Below are 15,573 nucleotides of genomic sequence, written 5' to 3' on the forward strand. Positions count from 1 at the left end.
TAAAAATATGTTTCCTTAAAAAAAGAAGCAAAACTAGCATTGAAATTGTAAACAATAAAAACTGAACAATATGTCTAAGTGGAGCTAAATCTAATGCTGCTTTAGTTATTTTATTTTTTACTTTTTCTAAGGCATTTATTTGTTCTCCGATCTCTTTTTGAGTTCCTCCTGAACTTTCTATATTTGCTAATCGTTTCTGGGCTTCTCTATATTCTAAGCCATATGTTTCTCCAAATAAAGATTGCTCAATAGCAAATGTAATAATTGATAAGGGTCTAAATCTTCCTCCGCTAACAGGAGATTGTGCTCCAGCCATATCTAAATATCCTTGAAAAGCATCTGTAGTGAGTATTTTATTAATACCATCAACTCCTGCTTGAACGTTTAGATTTTGAAGGATAATAATTTCGTCATCCAAAGCATATTGGTTTGCAAAAGTATTTATATTTAATATTAGAGATATTAAAAAAATTAATCCTAATTGTGTTTTTAGTTGGTATAATTTTTCAAACATAAAATTCGTTTTTTGGTAATCAAATATACAGAATAAGATTTGAAAGGATTATAGTTTTAAAAGGCCATATTTTATAATACAAAATATAGCATGAACTCCATCTTTCCAGGTAATTTTTTTATCCTCTTGATAAGTTCGACCATAATAAGAAATGCCAACTTCATATATTCGAATGTTAGGAATTCGAGAAATTTTGGCAGTTATCTCTGGTTCAAAACCAAAACGTTTTTCTTTTAACTTACATTTTTTTAAGATATCACACCTAAACATTTTATAACAAGTTTCCATATCTGTAAGATTAAGATTGGTCATCATGTTAGAAAGGAATGTTAAAAATTTATTTCCTATAGTATGCCAAAAAAACAATATGCGATGAGGTTTACTACCCATAAATCTAGAGCCATACACAACATCAGCAAATCCATCAAGAATGGGTTGTAATAAACTATTGTATTCATTAGGATCGTATTCAAGATCAGCATCTTGAATGATTATAAAATCACCTGTGGCATTTTCAATTCCTTTATGTATTGAAGCTCCTTTACCTTTATTGACTTCATTTTTAAAATATTGAATGTCAATAGATTTATGATTGTTAATATATTTCTGAATTAATTCTTCAGAAGTATCAGTAGAACAATCGTTTATGATTAAAATTTCCTTAGTAATTCCTTCTGTCAAATTAACCTTATTCACTTTCTCGAGTAATAAAATAATAGTTGATTCTTCGTTATACGTTGGAATTACTATAGATAATTTTTGCATGGTTTATTTTTTTTTGAGTAAAAACACAGAACCACTAAATGGAGTGGTTCTGTGTTACATTCTATATATTTAATTGCAATTAATTTGGTTAAATACCATTCACAATCGCTACAAAATCGTCTGCTTTTAATGCTGCTCCACCTATGAGTCCACCATCAATGTCTGGTTTAGAGAAAATAGCAGCGGCATTATCAGGTTTTACACTTCCTCCATATAGTATAGAAACATCTTCGGCAATATCACTACCAAAAACTTTACGAACTGTTTCTCTAATAAATTCATGCATTTCTTGTGCTTGTTCAGGACTTGCTGTTTCACCAGTTCCAATTGCCCAAACAGGTTCGTAGGCTAAAATTATATTTGCCCATGATGATTTGTCGATATGAAATAATCCGTCACGCAATTGATTTTCAACGACATTAAAATGTTGTTTGTCTTGACGGTCTTTTAATTCTTCTCCAAAACAAAAAATCACAGTCATGTCGTGTTTTAAAGCTGTATCAACTTTAAACGAAATAATAGCATCTGTTTCATGAAAAATTGCTCTGCGTTCCGAATGACCAAGAATTACAGTATTCACACCAATACTTTTTAGCATATCGGCTGAAATTTCACCAGTATAAGCGCCATTTTCTGCTTGGTGCATATTTTGTGCTGCGACACGAATATTTGTAAATTCAGTATGATCTACTGCCGAAGCAAGGTTTACAAATGTAGGAGCAATAATTACTTCAGCCTCTAAGTCAGTAGGTAATTTATCTATTAACTCATTAATTAAATCTTCGGTTTCTTCCGAATTTTTATTCATTTTCCAGTTTCCAGCTACAATTTTGGCTCTCATTAGTTTAGGCTTTTTAATAAAGTATTTACTTTTTCATAATCTGTTTCTATGGCATTATATAATGCTATTTTTCCAGTTTTCTCAATAATAATGTATCTTGGAATCCAGTTTAAATCTACAGATTTTCCAAAAGCACCTTTCATACCATCAGGAATTAAGTAATGATCTCCTTGTAGTTCGTGTTTTTCAATACCTTTTACCCAAGCTTCTGTTGTTTTGTCGCAAGAAAGAAAAACAAAATCTGTATTAGTATGTGTGGCTTGTAATTTTTTAATGTTTGGCATGTTTTTCACACAATCACTGCACCATGAAGCCCAAACTTCTATAACGATAGTTTTTTCACTATGTTTTTTTAGAATATCTGATAAATTAGTTTCTTTCCCATCTAAAGTTGTCAATTTGTTTGATAAAGCTTCTGGAGAAAATTCTGCTTTTTGTGCATTCGAACAAGATATGTTCAGTAAAATGACTGATAAAAGGCTAAGTATTTTTTTCATGTTTTTTTTATTTTTTTAATTCCGAATACGGTTTGTTAATTAATTCTTGGTAATCAATAGGGTTAAATTTGTTATCAGTAATTCCGTTATAATATTTATAAGTATTTCCATTCCATAAATATTTCACACCCGGAGTATCTTTACCTGTTCCTAATGCATTCCAAAAAGGAATGATTTCGATAATTTTATAAGGATATTCAGCTTCAGCTTCTTTAAAAAAGGCTGGAATCAAATCCGCTTCCTCATTCATAAAAATAATTAAAATTTCAGGGAAATTATTGTTTTTTTGTTTTAATTCAGTCAATTCTTTTGCTACTTGACGGCAATGGTCGCAACCAGGAACAAAGAAGCACAATGTTTTTCGACCAGAATCTATTTTTGGAAATAATTTAGCATAACCAGATTTATGTTTTGCTGGTTCGGTTGTAGAAATTATTTCTTCAACTTTTGTTGGAAGTACTTTTTTTACCGAATCAACTTTTACAACAGTAATAACAGAATCTTTAAGAATTGGAGCAGCAACTTCGTTTTTAGAACTATCTGTAACAACATTTTCTATTGGAGTAACTTCAAAATCGTTTGTAACTTTCTTAATGGGTGCCAATAAAAATATCGAAATTATAGTAGCTAATGTAATGCTTGAAACTATCCAAAAGTTATTTTTACTAGCAATTGTTTTGGGTAATAAATACAGTAAAATAACCAATAATATAATGGCAATAATATTTTTTATAATTGCTTGAATCGGAGTCATTGGAATTAACTCACCAAAACAACCACAATTTCCTGTGTTTCCTCCGCTTAAAAATGTTACATAAGACAAATGCCCAACGAAAACGGCTAACAATAAAATAGTTACGGGAATGATTAATTTTCGTAAAAAGTTATTTTGAAGGATTAGAATTCCTAAGGCTAATTCAATACCTATTAATATTCTAGAAAACCAAGGCGCAATAATTTCCGAAAAACCTAGCGGATACAATTGTTTTACTTCGAATGTTGAGATAGCAAAATAAGGCGATGGATACATCTTGGCAATGGCCGAAATAATAAATAAGAACGAAATTAAAATTCTAATTGTCCAAGGTAAATAACTACTTTTTACTTTTTCCATTTTTATGTTTTTTACAAATATAAAACCGATTGATTTTAGTATTTGTTAATGAGTTGTTATTTTTTGAAATCCATTAATATTAAAGCAAAAACGGCATAATTTATCATATCTTGATAATTAGCATCAATTCCTTCAGAAACTATTGTTTTTCCTTTATTATCTTCAATTTGCTTTACTCTAAGAATTTTTTGTAAAATCAAATCGGTCAAGGAACTTACTCGCATATCTCGCCAAGCTTCACCATAATCATGATTTTTGTTTTCCATCAATTCTTTCGTCAATTTTATTTTTTCGTCATACAATCTCACAGCTTCATCAACCGATAAATCAGGTTGTACAGCAACTCCTTTGTCTAACTGTATTAATGCCATTATCGAATAATTGATAATCCCAATAAACTCTGAACTTTCGTGTTCATCTACTTTTCGAATTTCATTTTCTTGTAAACTACGAATGCGTTGTGCTTTTATAAATATCTGATCGGTAAGTGATGGCAAACGTAAAATGCGCCATGCAGAACCATAATCTTTCATTTTTTTAGTAAATAAATCTCGGCAAATTGTGATTATTGCGTCGTATTGTTGCGCCGTTTTACTCATTATTAATTTATATTTGTATCAAATTTCTTCAAAAATAGAACTTTTTAGGCAATTTTAATATCAATAGCAACAACAATTTCAATATTCAAAAATGACAATTAACTGCAAAGGACAACTTATCGATTTATCATTGCCAAAAGTAATGGGAATTTTGAATGTTACTCCAGATTCTTTTTATGATGGTGGACGATTTGTTTCAGACGAAAAGATACTTTCTCAAGTAGAGAAAATGTTGCAAGATGGTGCCACTTTTATTGATATTGGAGGACAATCTAGTAAACCAAATGCTGAAATTGTTTCAGTGGATGATGAACTAAAACGTGTTGTTTCGACGGTTGATTTAATTTTAAAAAATTTCCCTGAAACCATAATTTCTATCGATACTTTCAATAGTAAAGTAGCTCAACTCGCTGCCGAAAATGGTGCGGCAATCATTAATGATATTTCTGCTGGAAGTCTTGATGACAATATGTTTAAAACCATTGCAAAACTACAAGTTCCATACATTATGATGCACATGCGAGGCACACCGCAAACTATGCAACAAATGACAAACTATGATGATTTGGTTAAAGATATTTTGTTATATTTTTCTGAAAAAGTTGCCAAAGCTAGGAGTTTTGGTATTAATGATTTGATTGTAGATCCAGGATTTGGTTTTGCTAAAACTTCGGAACAAAATTTTGAATTATTAAATAAATTAGAATTATTTGAAATACTCGAATTACCAATTTTAGTTGGAATTTCTAGAAAATCGATGATTTATAAAACATTGGAAACCACACCTGAAAATGCGCTAAACGGAACTTCAGTTTTAAATACAATTGCATTAACAAAAGGTGCTAACATTCTTCGAGTTCATGATGTAAAAGAAGCAGTTGAATGTGTGAAGTTGTATAATCAATTACACAAATTTGTACAAATTAATTAGTTAGCGACCATATTGCGAAAATTTTAAAAAACTAATATCAATATTGATAATGAAAAATACAATTCTTTTTACTTTTATAACTACTTTTATTTTCAGTTTTTCTTACAGTCAAACCATCGAAAGATTTGCTGATAGCATAAGGAATATTTATAAAATTCCTGAATTAAATTACGCAATAGTTTCGTCCGAAAAAATCATAGAAATAAAAGCACTTGGGCATAAAAAAATAAATTCAAATCTTATAGCTGAACTAACTGATGAATTTAGAATTGGTTCAAACACAAAAACCATAACCAGCTATATTGCTTCACTTCTAGTTAAAGAAGGAAAAATTAAATGGGAAACAAAATTCTTTGATTTATATCCAGAGTTAAAAGCTAAAAGTGATTCATCCTATTATAATTTAACATTACAGGATTTTATCACTTTTCGTGCTAAAATAATTCATTGGTCTTACGGAAATACAACACCTACTAAAAAGGAAATAAAAGGCAACGAACAACAACAGCGATATGAATTTGTGTCTTGGATTTTACAACAAAAATCAGACAAGGAAAAACAAAAAGTTTATTGGGCAAATCCAAGTTATGTTGCAGCGGGTTTAATGTTAGAAAAAGTAACTGGAAAAGATTATGAAACATTAATAAATGAACTTGGAAAAAAATTAGAAATAAAATTTGGATTTGGACAACCAAATTTCAAAGATAAAAATCAAACTTGGGGATATAATGAGGAATTAATTCCAGAAAAACCAGCTGAAAATTATAAATTGAATTGGTTGTCATCTGCAGGAAATCTAAATGTAAGCTTATCCGATTATGTGAAATTTATTCAAATGCAGCTCAACGGTCTTTTAGGGAATTCGAAAGAATTATCAGCTGAAGAGTTTAATTATATGCATTACGGATTGGATGAATTTTCATTTGGCTGGGAATGGTTTACTGATGAAATTAACAACTTAAAATATTCTTTTCACAAAGGTAGTCCTGGGACATTTTTAACTGAAGTTTTTATATGTAAAGAGACAAACAAGGCATTCATACTATTTGCAAATAAACAATCGGAAGATGTTGAGAAAGGATTATGGATAATATTCGAAGAATTAAACAAAAAATACGGCAGGTAAAGCGGGGTTCGCAAGATTTGGGTTTTAGCCTTAATTTAAAGTTTGTAAAATTTGTGTTTATATTTCCTCAAGAGCTACAAACTGCGAATCATATAATTTTCGGTAATAACCATTTTCCTTTTGTAATAGTTGATTATGTGTTCCTTCTTCAACTACAATTCCTTTGTCAAGAACCACAATTTTATCTGCATTTATAACCGTTGCTAGTCGATGTGCAATTACTATAGATGTTCTGTTTTTTGTAATTGTTTCAGTAGCTTTTTGTATGAGTTCTTCTAAATAAACATCGATAGATGAAGTGGCTTCATCAAGAATTAGAATACTAGGTTTGCTTACATAAGCTCGTAAAAATGCAATTAATTGACGTTGTCCTGATGACAACATATTGCCACGTTCTTTTACATTATAATCATATCCGTTTGGCAAACTCATTATAAATTCGTGCGCACCAATTTCTTTAGCTGCAGCGATAACTTCTTCTTTAGAAATTGCCGGATTGTTTAAAGTGATATTATTATAAATAGTATCTGCAAATAAGAAAACATCTTGTAAAACAATGGCAATTTGTTGGCGTAAACTATCTAGAGTATAATGAGTAATATCATTACCATCTATAGAAATTGTACCTGATTTTATTTCATAAAAACGATTTAGCAGGTTAATTATTGTCGATTTTCCTGCTCCAGTTGCTCCAACAATAGCAATTGTTTTTCCTTCATCGACAGATAAATTGATGCTTTTTAGTACATCTTCATCTGGTTTATATCCAAAAGTCACATTTTTAAAATCTATTTTACCTTTAAATTTTGGGGCAATTTGCGTACCAATATCTTCGATATGATGGTTGGTGTCTAATACTTCAAAAACACGATTGGCGGCAATCATTCCCATTTGCATTTCGTTAAATTTATCTGCAATTTGACGCAATGGGGTAAAAAATATGGAGATATACATTGTAAAAGCGAACAAATCACCCTGCTTGGTTAATGGGTCGTCGTTTAAGATTAACATGGCTCCATAATAGACTATAAAACTTAATGATAAAGACGAAATAATGTCTGCAATTGGAAAAAATATAGAGTTATACCAAACATTTTTCACCCAAGCTTTTCGGTGTTTGTCATTTATTTCTTTAAATTTTTCGAGTTCAATATCTTCTCTAGTAAAAAGTTGAACGATTTTCATACCTGTAACACGTTCTTGTACGAAAGTATTCATGTTAGAAATTTGGTTTCTTACTTCTTCGAAGGCAAGTTGCATTTTTCTCTGAAATATTCTTGTTATGTAAACAAGAATTGGCATTGCGGCAAGGATAATCATGGTCAATTTCCAATTCATATAAAGCATAAAAACAAATACCACTATCATTTTAAGCAAATCACTTATAATCATAAATAAACCTTGACTGAAGATTCTTGCGATAGATTCGATATCAGAAACAGAACGTGTGACTAATTTTCCCACAGGTTCGTGATCAAAATAACTAATTTTGAAACTTGTCATATGCTTAAAAAGCTTTGTCCTAATGTCTTTTATAATGTCTTGTCCCAACCAGTTTGCCCAATAAACAAAGTAGAATTGTGATAACACTTCGAGAATAAGGGAACTTGCCATAAGAATTACGAATAAAGAAAATCCGTTTTTGTCTTTGGGTAAAACATAATCATCTATTATGTTTTTTAGTAAATAGGGGCGAAGTGCTGCAAAAACTGCCAATAATATTGCCCAAACAATTACGCTATAATAACGTTTTTTGTATGGTTTTGTATATTCTAAAATCCTTTTGAAAAGGGTTGTATCAAATGCTTTCATCTTTCTTTATGTACGGATATTCGATGTTTGTGAGAAATAAACCTTGTGCTGGAACCGAAAATCCAGCATTTTCTCTATTCTGAGATTCAATTATTTGTATAAAATTATCAATTGTTATTTTGTGTAAACCAATATTGATGAGTGTTCCCACAATAGCACGAACCATGTTTCTTAAGAATCTGTCGGCCGTGATGGTAAATATAAGTTGTTCTTTTTCTATAGTCCAAAAAGCTTCCGTTATTTTGCAATTATAAGTATTTACATCAGTATTTGTTTTCGAAAAACATTTAAAATGGGTAAACTTTAATAATAATTTTGCCGCTTCATTCATGGCAATGACATCTAAATCTTTTGATGAATACCAAGATAAATCATTAGTGAAAACATTTTTGTAAGTCGAAATGTGATATTGATAGGTTCTAGATGTAGCATCAAAACGGGCATGGGCTTCATCGTGAATGGGAATTATATCAAGAACAACAATGTCTTTGGGTAAAAACGAATTGGCTTTATGAATAAATTTTGCATTATCGATAATAATATCAGAATCAAAATGACCATACATTTGCTTGGCATGTACACCAGCATCAGTTCGACCAGCGCCCATAATATCTATTTCTTCCTGCAAAAGTGTCGAAAAAACTTTATTTAAAGTTTCTTGTACAGAAATCGCATTTGGTTGGTATTGCCATCCATGATAATTTGTGCCGTTATAAGCAAATTCGATAAAATATCTCAAAACAAAAAAGGATTTTTTTACAAAGATAAAGGAAATCTATTTGGTAATAATATAAAAAAAAACAGAGAACAAAATGTCCTCTGTTTTTTAAGAATTAAGTAAGTGAATTATCTTCTTCCGTGTCCGCGTCCTCGACCGTTATCGTGATTTTCTCGACGATTTTCGCCTTTGTAATAACGGTTATCATCATTCTCTCTGCGACGATTTTCTACATAAGCATATTCTCTTCTGTGTTCGTAATTTGGTCGGTAATACTCTTCGCGATAGTTTCTGTAATTTGGACGATAATATCTTTCTCTGTGATTATTAAAATAAGTGTAAGGACAATTACCTCTATAATCGATGGCAACTCTGTATCCGCGATTCACATCGTAATTATCACAATATTCTGGTAAATAAACTGAACGAATCCAACCTCTTGGACCAAGATAAATATAAACTGATGAACGAACATCATAATATGCTTCTATCTCCGGAAGGTAATAATAATCAAATTCTGATTCGTGATGATCGCACCATGTTGGGCGTGAACCAATATTTAAACTAACCGATATTTGTGCATTAGATTGTAATGTAAACAGTAATATAAATGCTGCGATTGTAAATTGTAATTTCCTCATGATTTATGGTTTTATTTATGAATAACTTAATAAATATGTTTGTTGTTTATCAATTTCCAACAACCATGCCATAAATGTTTATGAGAATATTAAAAAGTAAAATTTAACAAATATTGATACACTTTTTCGGTAGGTAATCCGACAACGTTTGTGTACGAACCATCAATGTTTGTGATGCCTACCAGTCCTATCCATTCTTGAATTCCGTAACTTCCTGCTTTATCGAAAGGTTTGTAATTGTCTAAATAATATTTGATTGCTTCATCGGATAATGTACCAAAAGTAACTTTGGTAATATCATTTACAATCTCGGTTTTGTCTTTGGTTTTAAAACAAACCGATGTGATAACTTCGTGAGTTTGGTTAGATAATTTTTGAAGCATGGCAAAAGCGTCATCATAATCTTTTGGTTTTCCTAAAGCTTCATTTTGTAACCAAACTAAGGTGTCGCTGGTTACTAATAGTTCATTTTCGAGTAAATCATCATCAAATGCAGAAGCTTTTAGTTTTGCTAAATAATCCGTGATTTCTAATGATTGTAAAGTTTCTGGAAAAACTTCTTCGATTTCTTTGAGTCGAATTTCGAAATCTAAATCTAAATTTTTGAAAAATTCTTGTCTTCTTGGAGAGCCAGAAGCTAAAATTATTTTGGTGTTTCTGAATTTTTTACGCAACATAATATTTCATATTTATTCCGATTACTGCAATGGAAATGATTCCGAAAAATATAACCAATTTTAAAACATTACTGAGATGATGAAAATCATTTTTTGTTTCTGCCGACCATATTTTAATCATAAAATAGAGTAGAGGTCCAACTAAAAAACCAAATATATATATTGTTGCATATTGCAAATGAAACAAATAATTATACACATAATATAGAATACATAAAACAGGAACAAAACTTAATATAAATACTAATTTTGAAGTTTTAGAAATCCCAAAAACAACTGGTAAGGTTCTTATTCCTTGATTATTATCACCTTTTGTGTCTTCTAAATCTTTTACAATTTCTCTAATAAAATTGAGTGTAAATGCTATTGTAGCAAAATCTATTAAAACAGAAAATACAGGATGCATTTGCTCTCTATTAGTAATGTCTGTTGCTGGAAAAATCATAAATAAATCGATGATTACGATGCTAAAAGCTAGTAAAGAAGCTACAATAACATTTTTTAAAATCATGATTTGCTTTAAGTTAGTTGCATAAATATATAACAAGGCAGCACATAAAATAAAAACAGTAACAAAATTAGGGCGCATGATTATTCTAGAAAGATAAAATCCAATTCCTACACCTATAATAGTAAATCCAATATATAAATTATAGGCTAATCCTTCGGTAATGGTTTTGCCTACGATAACTTTTTTAGGTTTGTTTTCGGTATCAGCATCTTGATCCATAATATCATTAATAATATAGCCACCAGCAGCAATACAAACTGTTGAAACTATTAATAAATAATATTGCCACAATGCCAAAGCTAAAGGAATATCTTGCATTTTTAGGAATCCAAATAAAACAATGAGTTGCATTAGAACAATCATTAATAAGTTTTGGTATCGAATGAGTTTTAGGTATTTCATTTGTAGGTTATTTGTTTATTTGGTTAATTAATTTAATTTATCATTAAACGTTTCCAAAATCTTTGTATGCGTTACTTTTTTATTTTCGATTATCTTCTACAATTTCATATTCATAACTAACGTAAATCTCTCTTATTGGTTTGATTTCATAAGTTAAAAAGTTTTTAATTTCATTACCTTGATTGTCAATTTGTACCATATATTCTTTTAAGTTCTCATTTTTTTTCCCTTTATGATTTCGAATTGCAAATCTATTAGAAACTATTTTATCATTAAAATCAGTTCTGTCAAGAATTATTATGCTATCTATGATTGAATATTTACCATAAAAGTGTTTTTGACTTGCCCAACTTCCGCTCTTTATTATGTATTCTCCATTTTTTTTGAAATCAGCATAAATCCCATTTTCTACTTTGAACAATGTTTGGAAATTTAGTTTCATTTCATAATAGCTAATAATGCAAATATTTATCAGAATTATTAAGGACCCAAATAAAATTATATAATTTTTTTTTAAGCTTTCAAAACCAATATAATTTCCAGATTTATCAAAGAATTCATTGTAATAAAAATATATCCCTATACCACCAAACAAAAGATAAAAGAAATGTCTAAAAAGATTATCACAATGATATGATTGGTATAAAATATACGTAAAAAGAATTCCAAAAAATATAATGATATAAAACTTATTTTTACTTTTCATACTTATTGTATAATTTACCTATGTTTTTAAAAAGTAACTCACAACTTATAATTCACAATTCATTATTTTAATCGTGTTTTCCATCAAAATAAGTTAGCCATTTTCCTTGTACTTTCATCACTTGTTCTATCACATCACGAACAGCACCATTTCCTCCATTTATATGTGAAATATATTTGGAAACTCCTTTTATTTCTGGTGACGCATCTTGCGGACAAGTTGGTAATCCTACCAATTTCATGACATGATAATCTGGAATATCATCTCCCATATACAAGACTTGTTCAGGTTTAACATTGTATAATTCGATATATTCCTTAAAAGTTTCTACCTTGTTTGGTGCAGCAAGATGAATATCGGTAATTCCTAAATTTCTTAATCTAATACGAACACCTTCGTTGCTTCCTCCCGAAATAATGCAAACATTATAACCAGATTCTAGCGCTGCTTTCATTGCAAATCCGTCACGAATATGCATTTCTCGGAGCATTTCTCCAGTTGGAGAAACATGTACTTTTCCGTCTGTTAGTACGCCATCAACATCAAATATAAATGTGGTGATGTCGTTCATGATTTCTTTATAGCTTTTTGCCATTATCGATAATAGATTTTGTTAGTATTTTATAAATTTCCTTCTGATTTTCGTTCGTTAGAAATTGCAAATGTGTGTTAATAGTTTGTGTGTCGTTTCGTTTCGCTGGTCCAGTTTGGGCTTCATTTGGCGAAAGCAAAGTGATTTTGTTTGCTGTTTCGAGTATTAATGGTTGTAAGATTTCGAAAGGAATATTATTTTCATTGCAAATGTCATTTCCAATTTTATACAAATGATTTACAAAATTATTTACAAAAACTGCCGAAACATGCAAAGCTTTCCTTTGATTTGAATTGATATTAAAAACTTGATTAGAAATAGATTTTGCTAATGTTTCCAACAATTTGTAATCTTCATTATTTTCGGCTTCCAAACAAATTGGAATTATATCAAAATTGATTTCTTTGTTTTTTGAAAATGTTTGCAACGGATAAAAAACACCTTTTCTGTTTTTATCGTCTAAATCAGTTATAGGAATACTTCCCGAAGTATGTACGACTAATTTTTTTTCAATATATAATTGATGAGAAACTTCTGCAATAGCATTGTCGGAAACTGAAATGATATATAAATCAGCATCAGCTAAATCATCAAAATTGGTTGTGATTTTTGAAGAATCGATAATATTTTCAAGACTTTCTTTGTTGCGAGAAAAAGCTTGTACTATTTCGATAATATTACTTTTGGCGAAAGCTTTTATCAAATGTTGTGCAACATTTCCAGAACCTATTATTACTACTCGAATCATTTGGCTAAAATAATAAAAAGGCATGACTTTTACATCACGCCTTTTGGGAACTTAGTTTAATTTACTTTTTTAATAAATAATATTTTTATAACTATTAGAGAAGTTAAGATTTTTGTTCTTTGTTGAAGTAAACTAAATAATAATACATTTGTTTTTCTTCGTCCCAGCCTTTTTCTACAAATTTTTCGGCACTTTCTGGGTTTATAAAATCTAGTTTTATTTGAATATTAGTATCAAGATTTATAACATTTTTCATAGTTCTTCTTGCATCCGAAACGGCAGCGTTTGCAATAGGAAAGCTAGTTAAATCTTCGATGCTATATTTTTCTCCTTTGTCTACTTTATAGCTTTTAAACTCTGAAATTAAATCTGGATTATCGATAACTTCGTTTAGAAATAACGATTCTTCGAACTGGTCATTTTTTGCAAAATGATTTACAGCTCTATTCATAAACATTACTTCTTCTTTTTTGTCTTCGGCAGGAAAAACAACTTCTTTTGCAAAATCTTGACAAAATTTTAAATATTTTTTAGTTTTAAAATTTTCGTCCTGAAAAGCATCTACCGAAAGGAAATGTTCCAACCAATAACGGGCATCGTAACGATTACTGTCTACAGTAAGAATCTTGTAACCTTCTTCTTTTTTGTAATTAAAAATCAAACAACCTTTGTCAAGTTTGTTTAAATTAATTCCTTGTTGTAAAATCATTTCTAGAGTTGTTCCTTTCTCTTCAAACTGAAGAAAATCGGCTTTTAGCTCACTTTTAAAAACTCCAATAGCATCAACAACATTATTGTCGATAGAAATATTGGTTAAATGTGTTACATAAACTTCACCATTTTTTATATGTGGATGGTTTGATTGTTCGAAAAGATGTTTGGTTATTTTTTTCGAAACTTCATGTGTTTTGCTTGGATTTTCAAAAATTTCGGAAGCAAACTTAAACATTTCATTATATTCTAAATCTACGTCATGAGCAAATTGAAAATAATTTTCCTCTTTATCACGAAATGCTTTTAGAAAATATTCTTTTAGCAACGGCATAATTTCGTCGTTTAATCCATAAGGATTTTCAGATAAAAACATTTCTTCGTTACGACTTACGTTTCCTACACGATGTATAGATAAACTTTCGATATGTGTGTTGAATAAATTGATCATATTTTTTAAAAGGTACTAAGGTGCAAGGGCGTAAAGGTTCAGAGGGGAAAAGTAGAAAATTAAATTCTTTCTTTTATTTTTCTTATGAATGAACTTAACATTCTTTCAATTTCTTTACTTTCTTCGTTTATTTTGTTAAATTGTATTTCGGTGATATATTTTAAATTGTATGCTATTTCTAATTGTGTTTGCATTTCGAAAAGAGAACTAATCCCTATGTTTAGAAATTTTAAATAATCTTTATTTCCATCTCTTCCGTAACCTTCTGAAATATTGCTTGGAATAGAAATAGCACTTCTTCTTATTTGTGATGTTAGTCCGTAAATTTCTTCTTTAGGAAATATATTAGTTAATTGGTATACCTCAGTTACTAAAGTCATCGATTTTTGCCAAATTAGTAAATCTCTAAATGTACTCATTTACTTTTTTTTAAACCTTTGTGTCTTTGCAACTTTGAGCCTCAAAAGATTAATTCCAATTCTCTTCAAATCCATAATCTTCAAAACTGTCATCACCTCCAAACATGTCTAAATCATCTTCATCTAAATCATCTTCAAATTCATTATAGTTTTCATCATCCTCATCTGCCATAAAGTTTTTCTCACCAGATTCTAAAGGCATTTCACCATGAACAAAAAGTGTTTCTGGGTAAGTACTTCCAGCAGATATTTCTTCTATAGCAGCTAATTCTACAAGGAAAGTCCACATATTTATAAAATCGTAAACGTAAATTATCTTTGTGTTTTCGGTATCTAAAATGTCTGATAGTATATAATCGCTCATAATTTTCATCTCACCAAGAACATCACCTGAATCAAAAAGAGGAATTTCATCTTCTTGATTCCAAGTATCATCGCAAGTATAAAAAGAACCAACTTCTAGACCATCGAATCCAAAAGAATTGAAAATCGCATTGTGCAAATCTTCTAAAGTATCGTCGGCAAGTATTGCAATATCCCTAAAAATATCTTCTTCATTGTCAAGAATCACTCTGAATTTATAAACCATAATCGTATTTTAATTTTAAAGTTTCAAAGGTAAAATATTAATTACGAAATACGAATTATGAATTACGATTTGTTGATAAGATTTTATTTTAATAAATGGGTTAACACAATAAGTAAATTACAATTCAGCTCTAAATTTTCACAATTCAGTAAAGATAAATTTTAAATTTGCAACGCATGGTGCAATTTTGCTTCATCAAACAATCAATT

At 29.7% G+C, this 15,573-nt stretch carries 20 protein-coding genes; 2 read left to right on the forward strand and 18 right to left on the reverse strand.

The window, feature by feature from the left end; genetic code table 11:
• The 6 genes from ACKVOV_RS11820 to ACKVOV_RS11845 form a co-directional block, all read right to left on the reverse strand.
• Positions 1-514 (reverse strand): hypothetical protein (locus tag ACKVOV_RS11820; RefSeq protein WP_409206961.1); only part of this gene is annotated, 514 nt, incomplete at its 3' end.
• A gap of 48 nt (positions 515-562) precedes the next feature.
• A complete protein-coding gene (locus ACKVOV_RS11825) occupies positions 563-1,279 on the reverse strand; it encodes a glycosyltransferase family 2 protein (RefSeq protein WP_409206962.1) in 717 nt (238 codons plus the stop codon).
• 88 nt (positions 1,280-1,367) lie between these two features.
• The gene (gene tpiA, locus ACKVOV_RS11830; protein WP_409206963.1) at positions 1,368-2,120 is read right to left on the reverse strand and encodes a triose-phosphate isomerase; all 753 of its coding nucleotides are present in this window, start codon (positions 2,118-2,120) and stop codon (positions 1,368-1,370) included.
• Complete coding sequence (locus tag ACKVOV_RS11835) at positions 2,120-2,617, reverse strand: TlpA family protein disulfide reductase (RefSeq protein WP_409206964.1); 498 nt, start codon at positions 2,615-2,617, stop codon at positions 2,120-2,122. The genes tpiA and ACKVOV_RS11835 overlap by 1 nt, the downstream gene beginning before the upstream one ends.
• Before the next feature lie 7 nt (positions 2,618-2,624).
• A complete protein-coding gene (locus ACKVOV_RS11840; RefSeq protein WP_409206965.1) occupies positions 2,625-3,731 on the reverse strand; it encodes a MauE/DoxX family redox-associated membrane protein in 1,107 nt (368 codons plus the stop codon).
• Positions 3,732-3,787: 56 nt separating this feature from the next.
• Complete coding sequence (locus ACKVOV_RS11845) at positions 3,788-4,330, reverse strand: DUF1599 domain-containing protein (RefSeq protein WP_409206966.1); 543 nt, start codon at positions 4,328-4,330, stop codon at positions 3,788-3,790.
• A gap of 91 nt (positions 4,331-4,421) precedes the next feature.
• Here ACKVOV_RS11845 and folP point away from each other — a divergent pair, with 91 nt between their 5' ends.
• Both folP and ACKVOV_RS11855 read left to right on the forward strand, forming a co-directional pair.
• Positions 4,422-5,261, forward strand: a complete 840-nt coding sequence (gene folP / locus ACKVOV_RS11850; protein WP_409206967.1) for a dihydropteroate synthase — start codon at positions 4,422-4,424, stop codon at positions 5,259-5,261.
• A 49-nt stretch (positions 5,262-5,310) separates the two neighbouring features.
• Positions 5,311-6,387: a serine hydrolase domain-containing protein gene (locus ACKVOV_RS11855; RefSeq protein ID WP_409206968.1), complete on the forward strand. Its 1,077-nt coding sequence runs from the start codon at positions 5,311-5,313 to the stop codon at positions 6,385-6,387.
• Positions 6,388-6,444: 57 nt separating this feature from the next.
• Here the strand turns inward: ACKVOV_RS11855 and ACKVOV_RS11860 are convergent, their stop codons facing one another.
• The 12 genes from ACKVOV_RS11860 to ACKVOV_RS11915 all read right to left on the reverse strand — a co-directional run bounded on the left by ACKVOV_RS11860 (position 6,445) and on the right by ACKVOV_RS11915 (position 15,572).
• Positions 6,445-8,199, reverse strand: a complete 1,755-nt coding sequence (locus tag ACKVOV_RS11860; RefSeq protein ID WP_409206969.1) for an ABC transporter ATP-binding protein — start codon at positions 8,197-8,199, stop codon at positions 6,445-6,447.
• On the reverse strand, positions 8,186-8,938 hold the full coding sequence (truA, locus tag ACKVOV_RS11865; protein ID WP_409206970.1) for a tRNA pseudouridine(38-40) synthase TruA: 753 nt from the start codon (positions 8,936-8,938) through the stop codon (positions 8,186-8,188). Before truA ends, ACKVOV_RS11860 begins: the two co-directional genes overlap by 14 nt.
• A 107-nt stretch (positions 8,939-9,045) precedes the next feature.
• Positions 9,046-9,558 (reverse strand): hypothetical protein, encoded by a 513-nt coding sequence (locus ACKVOV_RS11870; RefSeq protein ID WP_409206971.1) that lies wholly within the window; start codon positions 9,556-9,558, stop codon positions 9,046-9,048.
• Between the two features lie 89 nt (positions 9,559-9,647).
• The gene (locus ACKVOV_RS11875; protein ID WP_409206972.1) at positions 9,648-10,235 is read right to left on the reverse strand and encodes a Maf-like protein; all 588 of its coding nucleotides are present in this window, start codon (positions 10,233-10,235) and stop codon (positions 9,648-9,650) included.
• On the reverse strand, positions 10,225-11,148 hold the full coding sequence (locus tag ACKVOV_RS11880) for a geranylgeranylglycerol-phosphate geranylgeranyltransferase (RefSeq protein WP_409206973.1): 924 nt from the start codon (positions 11,146-11,148) through the stop codon (positions 10,225-10,227). Before ACKVOV_RS11880 ends, ACKVOV_RS11875 begins: the two co-directional genes overlap by 11 nt.
• A 79-nt stretch (positions 11,149-11,227) precedes the next feature.
• Entirely contained in the window at positions 11,228-11,590 is a 363-nt protein-coding gene (locus ACKVOV_RS11885; RefSeq protein ID WP_409206974.1) for a hypothetical protein, read from the reverse strand.
• A 331-nt stretch (positions 11,591-11,921) separates the two neighbouring features.
• Positions 11,922-12,449: a KdsC family phosphatase gene (locus tag ACKVOV_RS11890; RefSeq protein WP_409206975.1), complete on the reverse strand. Its 528-nt coding sequence runs from the start codon at positions 12,447-12,449 to the stop codon at positions 11,922-11,924.
• Complete coding sequence (locus tag ACKVOV_RS11895; protein WP_409206997.1) at positions 12,433-13,194, reverse strand: Rossmann-like and DUF2520 domain-containing protein; 762 nt, start codon at positions 13,192-13,194, stop codon at positions 12,433-12,435. Before ACKVOV_RS11895 ends, ACKVOV_RS11890 begins: the two co-directional genes overlap by 17 nt.
• Positions 13,195-13,297: 103 nt before the next feature.
• A complete protein-coding gene (locus ACKVOV_RS11900; protein ID WP_409206976.1) occupies positions 13,298-14,356 on the reverse strand; it encodes a nucleoid-associated protein in 1,059 nt (352 codons plus the stop codon).
• Positions 14,357-14,415: 59 nt separating this feature from the next.
• A complete protein-coding gene (locus ACKVOV_RS11905; protein WP_409206977.1) occupies positions 14,416-14,775 on the reverse strand; it encodes a four helix bundle protein in 360 nt (119 codons plus the stop codon).
• Between the two features lie 49 nt (positions 14,776-14,824).
• Positions 14,825-15,364, reverse strand: a complete 540-nt coding sequence (locus ACKVOV_RS11910) for an IS1096 element passenger TnpR family protein (RefSeq protein WP_409206978.1) — start codon at positions 15,362-15,364, stop codon at positions 14,825-14,827.
• Positions 15,365-15,509: 145 nt separating this feature from the next.
• On the reverse strand, positions 15,510-15,572 hold the full coding sequence (locus tag ACKVOV_RS11915) for a DUF3709 domain-containing protein (protein WP_409206998.1): 63 nt from the start codon (positions 15,570-15,572) through the stop codon (positions 15,510-15,512).
• Position 15,573: the final 1 nt, after the last annotated feature.

Origin of the sequence: Flavobacterium sp., assembly GCF_046153165.1 — a bacterium.
Taxonomy (GTDB): domain Bacteria; phylum Bacteroidota; class Bacteroidia; order Flavobacteriales; family Flavobacteriaceae; genus Flavobacterium.

Coding starts and splice junctions, on each gene's coding strand:
- ACKVOV_RS11825 (WP_409206962.1), bottom strand. CDS start 1,279: ATGCAAAAATTATCTATAGTAATTCCAACGTATAACGAAGAATCAACT.
- tpiA (WP_409206963.1), bottom strand. CDS start 2,120: ATGAGAGCCAAAATTGTAGCTGGAAACTGGAAAATGAATAAAAATTCG.
- ACKVOV_RS11835 (WP_409206964.1), bottom strand. CDS start 2,617: ATGAAAAAAATACTTAGCCTTTTATCAGTCATTTTACTGAACATATCT.
- ACKVOV_RS11840 (WP_409206965.1), bottom strand. CDS start 3,731: ATGGAAAAAGTAAAAAGTAGTTATTTACCTTGGACAATTAGAATTTTA.
- ACKVOV_RS11845 (WP_409206966.1), bottom strand. CDS start 4,330: ATGAGTAAAACGGCGCAACAATACGACGCAATAATCACAATTTGCCGA.
- folP (WP_409206967.1), top strand. CDS start 4,422: ATGACAATTAACTGCAAAGGACAACTTATCGATTTATCATTGCCAAAA.
- ACKVOV_RS11855 (WP_409206968.1), top strand. CDS start 5,311: ATGAAAAATACAATTCTTTTTACTTTTATAACTACTTTTATTTTCAGT.
- ACKVOV_RS11860 (WP_409206969.1), bottom strand. CDS start 8,199: ATGAAAGCATTTGATACAACCCTTTTCAAAAGGATTTTAGAATATACA.
- ACKVOV_RS11870 (WP_409206971.1), bottom strand. CDS start 9,558: ATGAGGAAATTACAATTTACAATCGCAGCATTTATATTACTGTTTACA.
- ACKVOV_RS11875 (WP_409206972.1), bottom strand. CDS start 10,235: ATGTTGCGTAAAAAATTCAGAAACACCAAAATAATTTTAGCTTCTGGC.
- ACKVOV_RS11880 (WP_409206973.1), bottom strand. CDS start 11,148: ATGAAATACCTAAAACTCATTCGATACCAAAACTTATTAATGATTGTT.
- ACKVOV_RS11885 (WP_409206974.1), bottom strand. CDS start 11,590: ATGAAACTAAATTTCCAAACATTGTTCAAAGTAGAAAATGGGATTTAT.
- ACKVOV_RS11890 (WP_409206975.1), bottom strand. CDS start 12,449: ATGGCAAAAAGCTATAAAGAAATCATGAACGACATCACCACATTTATA.
- ACKVOV_RS11895 (WP_409206997.1), bottom strand. CDS start 13,194: ATGATTCGAGTAGTAATAATAGGTTCTGGAAATGTTGCACAACATTTG.
- ACKVOV_RS11900 (WP_409206976.1), bottom strand. CDS start 14,356: ATGATCAATTTATTCAACACACATATCGAAAGTTTATCTATACATCGT.
- ACKVOV_RS11905 (WP_409206977.1), bottom strand. CDS start 14,775: ATGAGTACATTTAGAGATTTACTAATTTGGCAAAAATCGATGACTTTA.
- ACKVOV_RS11910 (WP_409206978.1), bottom strand. CDS start 15,364: ATGGTTTATAAATTCAGAGTGATTCTTGACAATGAAGAAGATATTTTT.